The following is a 13,809-nucleotide window of genomic DNA, read 5'->3' on the forward strand; positions in this document are numbered from 1 at the left end:
CCCCTTGGTGTTGAAGTATATTTTGCTGCTCATCATTTGGCCTCTGAAAAAAGTACGTACGTGCTTTTTTTGATATCTAAAAATTAGTCTGACGCTCTGTCTGACCGCCAACTGGCAAGTATCAGGTCCACATCCGTCCAGAATCTCGGGTTATCATCCGCTTCCAGACCTAAAGAATGAAAGAGCTGACTGCTGAGATAAACCCCATACAACCGGAACACAGACTGCCAGGTATCTAAATCTTGATGGAACTCCCCGCTTGCCTTCCCCTGCTCAACCTGGCGGCATAAATAGTCCATCCAGCGACGGGTAATCCTGTCCAGCTCCTGCTGAACAGGATCATCGCTGCAGCGCCCCTCTTTCCAGGCATCGATAAACATGCAGCTGCCCTGAAAAGAATGATTCCAGGCTAGCCAGTTCTGCAGTAATAACCTGATTTTTTCTTCTATCGACTCCCACCCGGCAAGCCGGGCTGGCTGGATAACATGCTGAGCAAAGTACTCCCCCGCAAACTGCAAAACGGAGACCTGTAGATTCTCTTTCGAGTTGAAATGCGCAAACAGTCCGCTTTTTGACATCCCTGATGCCTTCGCCAGTTGCCCGACAGTCAGGCTGTCCAACCCATCCCGGCTGGCCAGATCAAATGCCGTTCTCAGTATGTGTTCCCGGGTTAACCGACCTTTGCTCATTGCACTTCCTTTCGTTACCTGCATGCGATTAAAGCACGATCGTTCTTTTTCATGCAAGAGGAGTCAGGTCCAACCAGACGCCCCTTAATCACCAGAAACGGTCATGCTGACGGTTTCTGGCGCTGATGACCCGTCACAGAATGACAAGAACAGGTACGACAGAATAGCTGAAGCAACCATCGCGTGCTTTCAGACTCAGCTTTTAACGCTCTGAAAAATGAAAAAGACTGTCAACTTTAATAGGACAGTCGCCAGCTTCATGAACCGCATCCTGCGCCTGCTTCAGCGAATCGTAACTGCAGGGTATCCCGTAAACATCCGTCAGCGGATAATCATTCCCGGCTTCATCTTTAAAATTCACACTCCAGCCAGCACTGAGAAAATCGTGGACCAGCCGCGCTTCCACCAAAGTGTGCTGCATCAACATTTCCCGGCATTCAGACAGAACCATAATCAAACCCTCTCAACGTCTTTAAGAGAACGGATCTATTGAACAAGTGGATTTCCTTGCACCACTCGTCAAGATTCTTATCACTATAAATATAGTTAATTCTGCATCAAAGGAACCTTAAACGAATGAGCCCTTCCCAATCAGCCTGGAGCTCCTTAAAGCCTGTTTCTGCCTGAAACAAAGCAGCACCATGACGAACCCCTGCATTGAGCTGCTTATTGTTAAAATTATTATTCATTATTTTTTGTGCGGTTATAGCGTATTTCGCTATCCAAGTATTGATAAATCCAATGCATCTATGCTCTCATTCGCAGATAAAAAATCTTAATAAAACAAGGGTTATACGTGTCCGCTATATCCATTCACACCATGAAGGACGGTGAAGTCACCTTCCCAGCAGGCGAGCAACTCGTTTCAGCGACGGATCTCAAAGGCAATATCATCTATTGCAATCCCTGCTTCTGCCAAGTGGCCGGTTATACCGAAAAGGAATTACTGGGAAAACCACATAACATCATTCGTCATGCCGATATGCCCAAAGCTGCATTTGGCGATATGTGGATGCACCTGAAAAAAGGAAACGCCTGGCGGGGTATCGTCAAGAACAAAACCAAAAATGGCGGTTATTACTGGGTCGACGCATACGTCACACCTATCTACCAGGACAGTAAAATCGTGGGTTACCAGTCGGTACGCGTGAAACCCACTTCCGAGATGATCAAAACCGCCAGTCAGGCTTACAAAACCCTACGCCAGAGTGAAGGCAAAACCAGTGTGTCTCTGTCGCTACCGGTGTCTCTGCGTTACGGCTTACTGGCTGCCGCGATTTTGCTGCCTGTGATGAGCAGCCTGATGCAAGGAGGATTCTCGCTGACTGCGCTTTTGCCGCTGCTTCCGATGCTTGTATTACTGCTGTTCTTCCGCCAGGAGCTGTTCCAGACACCACAGCAACTGAATGCGCTCAAGCAAAGTTATGACAGTATCAGCCGGCTGATTTTTTCCGGCAACAGTGCATTTTCCGTGGCGGATTATCACCTCAAGATGGCCTCAGCAAGAATTCGTACCGTGTTGGGCCGAATGAAAGATGCAGCCCACCCGCTTCAGGAACTGGCAGAGGATCTGAGTGAAACGGCCACCCGTGTCAATCAGGCAATCAGACATCAGAACGACAACATTCATCGTGTTGCCAACGCACTGGATGACATGACTGACTCCGCACAAACGGTCAACCAGCATGCTGATCACTCAGAACAATTACTGCTCAATACCCAAAATTACAGCGATCAAACCCGGGTGCAATTAGATACCACTCAGCAAAATTTACAGGCTCTGTCGGCGCAGGCTGAGCAGGCAACGGCCACAACACTGCAATTAAGTAACGAAGCGGCAAAAGTGAGCTCAGTCATGGATGAAATTCGCGGCATTGCCGATCAGACAAACCTGCTGGCCTTAAATGCTGCCATTGAGGCTGCTCGTGCTGGTGAGCATGGGCGTGGTTTTGCTGTGGTTGCTGATGAAGTTCGGGCTTTGTCGTCGCGAACCCAGACAGCGACAGAGCAGATCCAGAACAGCATTGAACACATGCTGAATACCATCAATGAGTGGCGTTCTGTGATTGAATGTAACCGCGATCAGACCAATCAGTGTGTGGCAACAGCCGCAGAAGGTTCCGGCAGCCTGAAAACCATGGAAGCCAATATGGCTGAAATGAGCCTGCTGATACGGAAAATGGCCCAGGCGGCTGAAGGCCAGGTTCAACTGACCGATCAGACCCGCCAGCACATTCACTCCATCGCAGCAGCGTCAGAGCAAAACTTTAAAGAATTGCTGCTGGTTGAGGAATCGAGCGCCGGGCTCAGGGCTAAAGTCGACGACTTTGAAGCACTGGCAAAACGTTTCGAGGAAAGATAACCCTTCCCTTTGTCTGACTGGCCTGGCTGGCCAGTCAGACGCGCCCCTCTGCTGACACCATCCCACCTTTTATCCGTCGCCATCTGGTATGTGACGCATTACTTTCGCTTACCTTGATCTGTGACAAGTGTTCACCACCGAGTTCGATGGCGAATCCTGCTGGGCAGAGATACACTCATTCACAGTATCTTTTTTAGTCAAGGAAACACGATGGCTGATTTACAACAGACTGAAGCGCCTTGTGAAGCTTGTGGTGTCGCGGCTGAAATTGGCTTTCTCATCCGCGAAGGGGATGATGTCTCAGAGCTTTCATTTCATGGCCCGGACAAGAATGCAATCGAAGCTGAATTTGCACCTTTTCTGGCATTAGCGAAAAGTGTGAATACCAAAGTACAGTATCAGACCCTCTACAGCGACGACGGCACAGCAATGACAGCGAGCCTGCAGTTTGAATGCAGTGCTGAAAAACTGATCTTCGACCTCAAGTCGCGCTCCCTGCCTTCACAATAAGCTGCAATCGGAAGTCATATCGGGCAAAAATTCTGTCCCGATATGGCTATTTGCTGCCATCCCTCCCACTCCTCTGTGATATGATTCCCGCCAGAGAACTATGCCAAGATAACAATGCAATAGGATGCGCAGGAATGACCAACAAAACTATCGCTTTCATCGGGTTAGGCACTATGGGTTTCCCTATGGCCGGGCACTTAGCCACTGCAGGCTTTCATGTCGTGGTGTACAACCGCACGACAGCCACAGCAGAGAGATGGCTCAACACTTACCCGGGCAAGCTTGCACTGACTCCGGCAGAGGCCGCACAAGAGGCCGATGTCGTCCTGACCTGTGTCGGTAATGATAACGATGTCCGTGAAGTCTACTGCGGAGAACAGGGAATCCTGTCAACCATTCGTCCAGGCACATTATTGATTGATCACACAACAGCATCAGCCGATGTCGCCCGTGAAATCGCAGAAGCCGCCAGCAAAGCGTCAGCCACATTCATTGACGCGCCAGTCTCTGGCGGTGAAGCTGGCGCTGTGAATGGCTGTCTGACCATCATGGTCGGCGGTAGCGAAACAGCATTTCAGACAGCCCAGCCTATTTTCAACACTTATGCGAAAGCCTCGACCCTGATGGGTGATGTCGGGTTCGGCCAAATTACAAAAATGGCGAACCAAATCTGCATTACCGGTATTCTCCAGGGCTTATCTGAGGCCATTACGCTTGCTAAGGCAGCAGGATTAGATATCGAGAAAATGACCGATGTGCTGAAACACGGTGCGGCCGGCTCATGGCAAATGGAAAACCGTGCTGTCACTATGGCGGAAGATAAATTTGATTTCGGTTTTGCCATCGACTGGATGCGAAAAGATCTGTCTATCTGTTTCGAAGCCGCCGATAAACTGTCTGTCCCACTTCCTCTTGCCCGTCAGGTTGATGCGGAATACGCGAAACTTCAGGACAGAGGTTTTAATCGCGCAGACACATCGGTATTAATCAAACAATTTGATCAATAACGCCGACCTGGGTTCATGGTAGGGTTGAAATATGCGTTGATAGTAATATCAGCGCATATTTTTATCCAAGCCTTTGGTGACACTACTCCCAATTCACCAGCTAATGCTGTCTTTTCTTCTGGTACTGATTACAATTTGTCAGGAATAGACTGAATACAGACCTGTGTCGTGATAAATATGACAAAGCAACGCCAGCCATTTTTCCTGTTCGCCGTCCTGGGCTTTGTTCTGATAAACAGCCAGACCGTTGCCGCGAATCAATTCATTTCAGAAATAAAGCTGCTTAACTACACAGATAGCTACGGTAACGTGTCGCTGCGGCATTCAAAAACCATTACCCTGCCTAACCCGCTTCATGTGAAAGGCAATCTGAATCTCGAAAATAGTGATATTCGTTATTTACCGGGTGTCGTTCGCGTCGATGGAAATCTCAACCTGGCCTATAGCAACATTGTTTCATTGCCTAAAAAGCTGGAAGTTTCGGGATATCTCAATCTGGCCCACACCCGAATTACCAGACTGAGCCCGTACCTTAAGATACCCGGGGATTTAAGTTTGATCGGCATGCCCATTACACGGTTACCCCCTTACCTGTTTGTCGGTGGCGATCTCTATCTGGCTCATACCAAAATTACTGAACTTCCTCCCAATATCACAATAAAAGGTGATATTTATTTAGGAGGCGTTCAATTGAAATCCATTCCGGAAAATCTACGTATCGGCGGGAATATCTATCAATAAAATTGATGTCCCCGATCAATCCCGGACATCAATACTTTTTACACCGTCCAAAAACACTAAAGCCAGAAACACATCATGAGTGTCTCTGGCTAACTTTACTTACTTTTTTACATAACCAATCTGATTTTTATCTTTTTCGTCGCTTTCGCATCAAGTGCGTTCATTTACTTTTCAGTTTCGACTTAGAAGACTGTGACTGGTAATAGAACCATTGTCTACGGCTTTTATTTGTCATAATTCACCTCTCGATAAAACATAGATAACAAGCCAAGTTTTTCTAAAAATCTTTGCTACCTAATCCGTTCACTTTACTCAAAGATTCATTACAGTTGAATGACATTGAAGTATCGTTAACGTTACTCTCTCCAATTGCGAATACTGATCAGCATAATCAACAAAACTGTTGTGTCCTTTATGCTCAGATTCTGGAGAAGAATAAACATGAAGCGAGAAGGATTGATACTGAGTGTTCTGATCCGACACTGAACTTTATGACGTTTGGGGAACGTCATCCTTCAATTCAGTTACCTCACCTGAGGTTCGGTTTTCCAACGCTTTTTCAGAGTTATCACCATCTAGTTCACATCAACAAAAATCAATATAAGAGTGTCCGGCACATTTTTCAATACCATTTTTGACCTTTTTTGTGAGTTTATGCTCACATTTTTCTCATACGTTACACATCTGAGTTACAAAGTGTTGTGAATCAAGCCCTTAACAATTCACTACAATTTCACAACATCAAATCGTATGATTTTGCACCATACTTGAGCAGTATTACAGTCGACTCAGGCTAAAATTGCTTGGAACACATTGAAAAATAAGCTTTCTATCAATATTTTCCCATTTGACAGATACTCATTCACTGTTAACATAATGTTACTAAATTAACAGAGGCGTATCATGGCAGCGCACACAATCACAATTGAGCAATCTGCTCAGGCACCGAGAAAAGTCCTGTTTGAGTTATTAACAGATCATCAGAATCTGGGACGCTTTTTTGATGGGTCTTATCACCTGATCCGACGCGGAAAGCCAAAACCCAACGGTATTGGCGCAGTACGCAGGGTTTCAGCCGGCCCCTTTACCTTTGATGAAAAGATCATTGACTATAAAGAAAATGAACATCTGCACTATCGCATTATCAACGGCGGCCCTGTTGTTGAGCATGGCGGGTGGATTCAGGTTCACAGTCTGAATGCTGATACAAGTAACATTCAGTATCGCATCAGCTTTTCCCCAAAAATTAAAGGCACGGGATGGCTGATCAAGCTCATTCTGGAGAAGAGTATCCGTAAAGCGCTTGCCAATCTTGCCCAACATGGTGAAAGCAAATGGAAATGCTGATACTGCTGGCGATCAGCCCGCTGTTTTTTATCTCAATGCTATGGGAGTACAAACGTTTACGCCGGGAAGGCAACCCGGATTACAACTGGAAAGAACTGGCGTGTAACCTCACCCTGGCCGGTCTTCACCAGAGTGCAGACCTCATCGCCACTTTATTGCTGATGCCTTTTTTCCTCTGGCTTTATCAGTACCGCCTGTTCGATATCGAGATGTCTCTGGTCACCATTGCGCTGGCATTTCTGCTGCAAGATTTCTGCTATTACTGGTTTCACCGTGCCTCGCACCATATCAATTGGTTATGGGCCTCGCACATCGTCCATCATTCATCTCAGCACATGAACTTCACCACAGCGTTCAGACAAAGCCTGACTTACCCTGTATCGGGGATGTGGATCTTCTGGCTGCCTTTAATCGTCATCGGATATCCGCCGGCGACCGTTGTGTTGGTTGTCTCGGTCAATCTTGGCTTCCAGTTCTTTGTGCATACCCGGGTGATTCAGCGCCTTGGGTGGCTGGAGCACATTTTCAATACCCCATCCCACCACCGTGTGCACCATGCCAGGAACCCTGAATACATCGATAAGAACTTCGCTGGCGTGCTGATTCTCTGGGATAAGCTTTTTGGCACTTTCGTACCTGAAAATGACAGTACGGTCATACGCTATGGGGTGCGTGAAGACTTTAGTGGCTGGCGCCCTATCCAGGCAACCTTCCATCACTGGCAGCATATTTTCAGCTGCGCTCTGGCCCCCAACCTGACGGTAAAATCACGTTTACTCTGTCTGTTCGGCCCTCCTCGCCACACCCGATGACCGGATAACTGACATTTGTTTGATCCAGATAAAATATATGGTCATGAAACAGAATTAATATGACCTCTCTTTCGATCATCATATTGGAGGGGTTCAGGTGAGACAGCCAACTTTAACAACCGAACGTTTGTTGCTTCGTCCATTACAACTTGCCGATGCAACCTTGATTCAAAAACTGGCAGGTGCGCCTGAAATTGCTCTGGGAACCACGAATGTACCTTACCCGTATGATTCTGGTATGGCCGGACAATGGATCGGCCGCTCATTAGCCGGTTGGGACAATGGCACGCTAGCTATTTTTGCGATTGCATTGAAAGACACGGAACAACTTATCGGATGCATCGGGCTGCATAATATCAAACAGCGCCAGGCACAATTAGGCTTCTGGTTAGGTATCCCATTCTGGGGCCATGGCTATTGCGCAGAAGCTGCCCGCCGGTTAGTCGATTTTGGTTTTTTTGATCTGAAACTCAGCAGAATATTTGCCCAGCACAGGCGTCTCGATCCCAGACCGGGAAAAGTTCTTGAACACGCAGGCCTTTCCTTTGTCCGCGTCAAACCCGACGCCATGCGCGTCAACAGAATCACCGAAGATCTCTCCTATTACGAAGTCACGAACCCCAACCTTGTTGAAACTTAAGCCCTTATGTCCGCTGTAAAAATTCTGCTGAACAGCAAAAAAACACCACAGAATAATCGCCTTCGTTAACGGCTTGTAATGAAATTATCACCCGTAAAATACATTGATTACTATAATAATGGTGACGGTTAAGTAACGATTAAGTTATGAATCACTATATTCATAAGGGTAATAAGTGGGGCAGGCATACTATCCAATCTGAAAACAGGAAGTTGTAACCTAAATGGGGTTTACTTATCACAGGAGTGAAATTTTTTGGAAACAAGTAGGTCTAAAAATGAGAGCCCTGTAACTAATGTACCCCTAAGATACTTAGGCACAACCTAATCGATGGCTTTGCCACTGATAGATGAGGTGAATAATATGACTAGCTTTAAAGTACTCACTGCAACCGCTGTACTGCTAATGTCGACGTCAGCTCTTGCTGATATTCGGGTAACGGATGCGAATAACGGTGCTTGGGTCACAGTGACCGAAAATGGTCAACCTGCTGCCAATGCATCTGTCTCTGTTGCTAACGTACCTCAACAACGCAAAACATACACCACTGATGAACGTGGTCGTGTATTCATTCCACTGCAGCTGAACTCTTCCCGCTCAGTGAAATTCGAGGCCACTACTGAAAATGGCCAGAAATCATCTCGTTATGCATTTACTGGGTCACGCAAAAACTAAGTACAGTCGCTAAGATGAAGGCTCCCAAATGGGAGCCTTCTGGTTTTAAGCGTTCAAAAAACAGAGACTTGAACTTGCTCTTATCTCACTGCACCATAAGCGAGACACTTTGAATATAAAATCAAACACAATAATTAAAAAATCACTGTTACAGGAGAGTAAACAGTCATGGTTGATTTTTCGACAGCAGCGACCCGAAGCGTATTACTGACAGGATCATCAGAACACAGCAAGCGGCAAGAACTCAAACACGCCTTCAATGAAACCTGGGCACTCTACGAATCCCTCTTTTCCCTGATCAACAACCACGCAGCCTATTTCAAGAAAGCCGAACCCCTCCGGCATCCGCTGATTTTTTATTACGGCCACACAGCGGTCTTTTATATCAATAAGTTAAAACTCGGCAAATACATAGAAAACCGGATTGATCCTCACTTCGAGTCGATGTTTGCGATTGGTGTTGATGAAATGTCCTGGGATGATCTCAATGACGCCCACTACGACTGGCCAAGTGTTGATGCGGTACAAGCCTATCGGCAGCAGGTAAAAGACACAGTCAACCAGGTGATCGATAACATGCCCCTGACCCTGCCCATTACCGACCAGGATCCTGCCTGGATCATTCTGATGGGCATCGAACATGAACGCATCCACCTTGAAACCTCTTCTGTGATTATGCGCCAGCTCCCGCTGTCTGATCTGACCCCATCTTCAGACTGGGAAGCCTGTCCGGAAGCAGGACCCGCACCTTCTAATCAACTGATCGCTATGGCCGGCCGTTCGATCTCGCTGGGTAAACCCGAAGATGCCGAGACCTATGGTTGGGACAATGAATACGGTATCCAGCCCTATAAAGTGCATGACTTCAAAACCAGTAAATACCTGGTGTCGAATCAGGAGTACCTGGATTTCGTGAAGGATGGCGGATATCAGCAACAAAGATACTGGACAGAAGAAGGCCTGGCCTGGCTGGCCTACACAAAAGCTACCATGCCGCGGTTCTGGCTTGAGCGCGACGGCAACTTGTTACAGCGTAACCTGACACAGGAAATCCCGCTGCCGCTGAACTGGCCGGTAGAAGTCAATCAACTTGAAGCCAAGGCATTTTGTAACTGGAAAGCCGACAAAACCCAGCAATCCATTCGGCTGCCCACAGAAGCGGAATGGTACATTCTGAGACAATGTCTTGAAATGGCTTCCCCTTCCTGGCTGGAAGCGCCCGGTAATACCGAGCTGGCCTATTATGCCTCGTCATGCCCGGTTGACCGCTTTGAGCATAACGGCCTTTGCGATATTGTGGGGAATGTCTGGCAATGGACAGAATCCGCTATTGATGGCTTCCAGGGATTTAAAGTCCATCCGTTATACGATGACTTCTCCACCCCTACTTTTGACGGCCAACATAATCTGATGAAAGGCGGCTCATGGATTTCAACCGGTAATGAGACAATTCCGGAATCTCGCTACGCTTTTCGTCGCCATTTTTATCAACATGCGGGATTCCGCTATGTCGCTTCTGAGCAGGATCCAGCCAGTATGGAAAATCTGAATATCTATGAAACCAATGAGTTAATCGCGCAATATCTGGAATTTCACTATGGGAATGAGTATTTCTCTGTCCCGAATTTTTGTGTCAACGGGGTGAAGCAGTGCCTGCAGGAAATTTCATTACATAGCACGCAACGGGCGCTGGATATCGGCTGCTCCGTCGGCAGAGCCAGCTTTGAACTGGCAAAACGGTTTGATCACGTAGACGGTATCGACTTTTCCGCCCGCTTTATTCAGCAGGCCTATGCCCTGCTTGAGCAAGGGGAGAAGCGCTACACCATTCCAACCGAAGGCGATCTGGTTGAGTTCAAAAGTATCACCCTTGACGAATTAGGCTATCAGAACCTGAAAGGCAGCATTCACTTCAGCCAGGGTGATGCCTGTAATCTTAAACCCCAGTTTACCGACTACGATCTCGTCTACGCTTCTAATCTCATTGACCGGCTGGCAGATCCCAAGGCATTTCTGAACAGTATTGCCGAACGGATTGTACCGGGTGGGTATCTGGTCATTACGTCGCCCTACACCTGGCTGGAAGACTATACGGCCAAAGACATGTGGCTGGGGGGCATCAAGGTGAATGGCGAGAATTTCACCACTTTAGACGGGCTCACGGAAACGCTGATCCCGCATTTCGAACTGATTGCTGTGAAAGAAATTCCGTTTGTGATCCGCGAGACGAAACGAAAATTCCAGCATACTGTGTCAGAAATGACCATCTGGCGGAAACGTTAACCGCCCGCAGGAATCACGGCTCGCCCCAGGCCAATACATTTGTTTTGGTCTGGGGTAAACTAGCCGCTTTTTGAAATGAGTACTGGCAAGTGAAAACACCGTGCGTGGCGAAGTGTAAAAATCAGGAAGGGATCTGCAGTGGTTGCCTGCGAACCATGAAAGAAATCGGAGAATGGCGGCTCATGAACGATGATGCGCACACCCAGACTATCGCCCAGATCCAGGGCGTTGAAACCACACACAACTGTGAACGTTGTGGGCAACCGGCTTATTGCGCGATTGAGGATGGCAACAGCCAGTGCTGGTGCTTTGAACTGGACAGACGTGATACCAGCAGCCTGCCGAAAGGTCAGTGTGTTTGTCGTGCCTGTCTCGCGAGTCTGCCATTGCTGTAATCGGTAAACTGCTACTATTAGAGGTGACATTGCCGTACACCTGAGAGTGAAGCTCGCATGAAAAAGTGGCTGCTGTTTATGGTCTTATTGAGCCTTCTGGGCTGTAATCCTCCGCCCAAAGCAGGATTTACTGCCAGCGATTTGCAGCAAGACTGGGTATTATCCAAAATTGATGGCAGAGAGATCACCCAGATAGAAACACGGCCCCCCATCAGCCTGAGCCTGGACAGCCAGTTCAAAGCCACAGGATTCAGTGGCTGCAATCAGTTCATGGGCCTGGCGGAGCTAAAAAATGGTAACCAGTTCCGCATTACCTCACTCGTGTCCACCAAGATGGCTTGTATCCAGAATGAAGTGGCAACCGTTGAAGCGGTTATCGTCAGCTCACTGCAGCAATGGAATACGACGGCACTTGAAAGTGATACCTTATCTCTGACGACAGAACAGCACGTACTGACCTTCGTTCCCAAAGATCTGTCCGTGCCACTCGACTCAACCAATCCCTGACAGCCCGGTTCAGCACTCCGTCTTACCGTGCCAGGCCAGATACGCTGCGGCTTTCTCCGGCGTCATATACTTACCTAAGGTCTTTTCCGGGACCTGAGTTAAATCCACAACGATCAAGCCATCCAGCGCATCGTTGAACTCAGGATCAACGTTAAAGCACACCAGCTTTCCGTTTAAACCCAGATACTGCCGCAATAAGACCGGCACACTCTTTCCTGCATCCATCCGAGAAATGACCCGGGAAAGTAATTGGACGTCGGCCAGTGCGGATAACATCTCAGGCTGCCAGAACACCCGGTGATTACTGGATAAAGGATGTGTCGGCGCCACCAGACGTGCACTGTTTTCATCGGCATGATGTACAGACATACAAGCCGTGAGCAGTTGTCTGGCTTCCTGGCTGTACTCATCACTGATACTGACCGGACCAAACAGATGCGTATATTTCGGATGCCGGCAGACAAAAGCTGAGATGCCTTTCCACAATAACAACAAAGCACTCAGACTGCGCTGATACTCTTCTGCCACCACAGAACGCCCCAGTTCAATCGACGCGCCATACTGGCGGATAAATCGCTCGTCGTAACGGAACAGGGTGCGGGAATACAGACCCTGCAGGCCTTGCTTGGCCATCAGCTCATCGGTGAGTCCCAACCGGTATGCGCCGACAATTTTCTCAGCCTGGCGATCCCAGACAAACAGATGCAGATAGCTTTCATCGAATCTGTCCAGGTCAGTCGCTTTGCCTGTGCCCTCTCCCACCGCTCTGAAATTGATCTCACGAATCCGTCCCAGCTCTTTCAGGATGGCCGGGATCTGCGCGGCACGGGCACAGTAAACGTCAAACTCACCGCTGCTCAGCAGCTTCTCATTGTCGCCGAGGTTGGCGATATCCTTTTTCAGTAAGGATAAAGGGACAGGCGCAGCAATGGCTTCATTTGAAGAGACCATTTTGGGCACATCTGCGAGTGAAACCGATGCACTTGCGGGGATCAAACCGGCCTGGCTGCCCAGCAAATAGGTATTGAACTTCAGGTAATTCACTAAATGCTGGTCGTCACGGATATTTTTCACTTCACTGAACCGAATGCTGTCTCCGATAGCAATCGGAATCGGCGATTGCTGCTTATTCAGCATTTCTCTACCCAGCATCAGGGTGCGCAGCATAGGATGAATTTTCCCCGCCATGTAAAAATGACGGCTGTTGCGCCCGCCGATAAACACAGGGACTGTGGTGGCTTTATGTTTGTGGATCAAACGGCTGACCGATTTACTCCACTCTTTGTCGCGAAGCTGCTTTGATTGCCGGTCATAGGCCGATACTTCACCGGCCGGAAAGACCAACAGCAATCCACCTTCGCTTAAATGACGGTTAGCCTCACGCAAGGCTTTCACATTGGCCCGAACCGCATTGTCCCCGTCAAAGACATCCACCCCAATAAAGAGCGAATCCAGTTCAGGGACAGTTTTGAGGTAATGATTGGCCAGAATCTTCACATCCGGCCTGATCCCGCTCAGGATTTGAGCCAGAATGATACCCTCGGCACAGCCAAGGGGGTGGTTCGCCACCACAACAACCGCATCCTGAGCGGGAATATTCTGGTAGCTCCCTTTTACAACATGAAAATCTATCCCCAGCACGTCAAGGGAATAGCGAAGAAACGACTCGGTATCTTGTCCAACAGGCCTGTCAGCATAAAAGCGACTCAGTCTGTGCAACCCCGTCGCCCACTCTGTCAGTTTCTCACCGACCCCAAACGGGGTTTTCCGTGGTAAACGAAAAGGACTTACGGTTTCCATACTGTCTCCATCCGAAGTTGGTGTTCGGTACGAGTATGAAA

Annotated in this window: 14 protein-coding genes; 11 read left to right on the top strand and 3 right to left on the bottom strand. The window is 48.2% G+C overall.

Annotated features, from left to right (window positions below):
• Positions 1-83 precede the first annotated feature (83 nt).
• Positions 84-689, bottom strand: a complete 606-nt coding sequence (locus LN341_RS21275) for a TetR/AcrR family transcriptional regulator (protein WP_234205734.1) — start codon at positions 687-689, stop codon at positions 84-86.
• Positions 690-891: 202 nt separating this feature from the next.
• Positions 892-1,140: a hypothetical protein gene (locus LN341_RS21280; protein ID WP_046221436.1), complete on the bottom strand. Its 249-nt coding sequence runs from the start codon at positions 1,138-1,140 to the stop codon at positions 892-894.
• A gap of 369 nt (positions 1,141-1,509) precedes the next feature.
• Here LN341_RS21280 and LN341_RS21285 point away from each other — a divergent pair, with 369 nt between their 5' ends.
• From LN341_RS21285 to LN341_RS21335, 11 genes are all read left to right on the top strand, one after another.
• Positions 1,510-3,051: a PAS domain-containing methyl-accepting chemotaxis protein gene (locus tag LN341_RS21285; RefSeq protein WP_234206617.1), complete on the top strand. Its 1,542-nt coding sequence runs from the start codon at positions 1,510-1,512 to the stop codon at positions 3,049-3,051.
• Positions 3,052-3,261: 210 nt separating this feature from the next.
• Positions 3,262-3,561 carry a DUF406 family protein gene (locus LN341_RS21290; protein ID WP_234205735.1) on the top strand — a complete coding sequence of 100 codons (300 nt, stop codon included), beginning with the start codon at positions 3,262-3,264 and terminating at the stop codon, positions 3,559-3,561.
• Positions 3,562-3,695: 134 nt separating this feature from the next.
• A complete protein-coding gene (locus tag LN341_RS21295) occupies positions 3,696-4,568 on the top strand; it encodes an NAD(P)-dependent oxidoreductase (protein ID WP_046221439.1) in 873 nt (290 codons plus the stop codon).
• Between the two features lie 177 nt (positions 4,569-4,745).
• Complete coding sequence (locus tag LN341_RS21300; protein ID WP_046221440.1) at positions 4,746-5,309, top strand: hypothetical protein; 564 nt, start codon at positions 4,746-4,748, stop codon at positions 5,307-5,309.
• Between the two features lie 903 nt (positions 5,310-6,212).
• A complete protein-coding gene (locus LN341_RS21305) occupies positions 6,213-6,656 on the top strand; it encodes an SRPBCC family protein (RefSeq protein ID WP_046221441.1) in 444 nt (147 codons plus the stop codon).
• Positions 6,644-7,468, top strand: coding sequence for a sterol desaturase family protein (locus tag LN341_RS21310; RefSeq protein WP_234205737.1), 825 nt, complete (start codon positions 6,644-6,646; stop codon positions 7,466-7,468). Before LN341_RS21305 ends, LN341_RS21310 begins: the two co-directional genes overlap by 13 nt.
• A gap of 97 nt (positions 7,469-7,565) precedes the next feature.
• Positions 7,566-8,108: a GNAT family N-acetyltransferase gene (locus LN341_RS21315; RefSeq protein ID WP_046221443.1), complete on the top strand. Its 543-nt coding sequence runs from the start codon at positions 7,566-7,568 to the stop codon at positions 8,106-8,108.
• A gap of 363 nt (positions 8,109-8,471) precedes the next feature.
• The gene (locus LN341_RS21320; RefSeq protein ID WP_027251610.1) at positions 8,472-8,783 is read left to right on the top strand and encodes a hypothetical protein; all 312 of its coding nucleotides are present in this window, start codon (positions 8,472-8,474) and stop codon (positions 8,781-8,783) included.
• A 168-nt stretch (positions 8,784-8,951) separates the two neighbouring features.
• Entirely contained in the window at positions 8,952-11,066 is a 2,115-nt protein-coding gene (gene ovoA, locus LN341_RS21325; protein ID WP_234205739.1) for a 5-histidylcysteine sulfoxide synthase, read from the top strand.
• 89 nt (positions 11,067-11,155) lie between these two features.
• A complete protein-coding gene (locus LN341_RS21330) occupies positions 11,156-11,461 on the top strand; it encodes a cysteine-rich CWC family protein (RefSeq protein WP_234205741.1) in 306 nt (101 codons plus the stop codon).
• A gap of 57 nt (positions 11,462-11,518) precedes the next feature.
• Positions 11,519-11,968 carry an META domain-containing protein gene (locus LN341_RS21335; protein WP_234205743.1) on the top strand — a complete coding sequence of 150 codons (450 nt, stop codon included), beginning with the start codon at positions 11,519-11,521 and terminating at the stop codon, positions 11,966-11,968.
• Between the two features lie 9 nt (positions 11,969-11,977).
• Here the strand turns inward: LN341_RS21335 and LN341_RS21340 are convergent, their stop codons facing one another.
• Positions 11,978-13,768 (bottom strand): lysophospholipid acyltransferase family protein, encoded by a 1,791-nt coding sequence (locus LN341_RS21340; RefSeq protein ID WP_234205745.1) that lies wholly within the window; start codon positions 13,766-13,768, stop codon positions 11,978-11,980.
• Positions 13,769-13,809 lie beyond the last annotated feature (41 nt).

Source organism: Photobacterium sp. TLY01 (assembly GCF_021432065.1).
Classification (GTDB): Bacteria; Pseudomonadota; Gammaproteobacteria; order Enterobacterales; family Vibrionaceae; genus Photobacterium; species Photobacterium halotolerans_A.

Bases quoted from the DNA above. Each gene is read 5' to 3' on its own strand.
- LN341_RS21320 (WP_027251610.1), top strand. From the start codon at position 8,472: ATGACTAGCTTTAAAGTACTCACTGCAACCGCTGTACTGCTAATGTCG.
- LN341_RS21275 (WP_234205734.1), bottom strand. From the start codon at position 689: ATGAGCAAAGGTCGGTTAACCCGGGAACACATACTGAGAACGGCATTT.
- ovoA (WP_234205739.1), top strand. From the start codon at position 8,952: ATGGTTGATTTTTCGACAGCAGCGACCCGAAGCGTATTACTGACAGGA.
- LN341_RS21280 (WP_046221436.1), bottom strand. From the start codon at position 1,140: ATGGTTCTGTCTGAATGCCGGGAAATGTTGATGCAGCACACTTTGGTG.
- LN341_RS21290 (WP_234205735.1), top strand. From the start codon at position 3,262: ATGGCTGATTTACAACAGACTGAAGCGCCTTGTGAAGCTTGTGGTGTC.
- LN341_RS21300 (WP_046221440.1), top strand. From the start codon at position 4,746: ATGACAAAGCAACGCCAGCCATTTTTCCTGTTCGCCGTCCTGGGCTTT.
- LN341_RS21285 (WP_234206617.1), top strand. From the start codon at position 1,510: ATGAAGGACGGTGAAGTCACCTTCCCAGCAGGCGAGCAACTCGTTTCA.
- LN341_RS21310 (WP_234205737.1), top strand. From the start codon at position 6,644: ATGGAAATGCTGATACTGCTGGCGATCAGCCCGCTGTTTTTTATCTCA.
- LN341_RS21305 (WP_046221441.1), top strand. From the start codon at position 6,213: ATGGCAGCGCACACAATCACAATTGAGCAATCTGCTCAGGCACCGAGA.
- LN341_RS21295 (WP_046221439.1), top strand. From the start codon at position 3,696: ATGACCAACAAAACTATCGCTTTCATCGGGTTAGGCACTATGGGTTTC.
- LN341_RS21335 (WP_234205743.1), top strand. From the start codon at position 11,519: ATGAAAAAGTGGCTGCTGTTTATGGTCTTATTGAGCCTTCTGGGCTGT.
- LN341_RS21340 (WP_234205745.1), bottom strand. From the start codon at position 13,768: ATGGAAACCGTAAGTCCTTTTCGTTTACCACGGAAAACCCCGTTTGGG.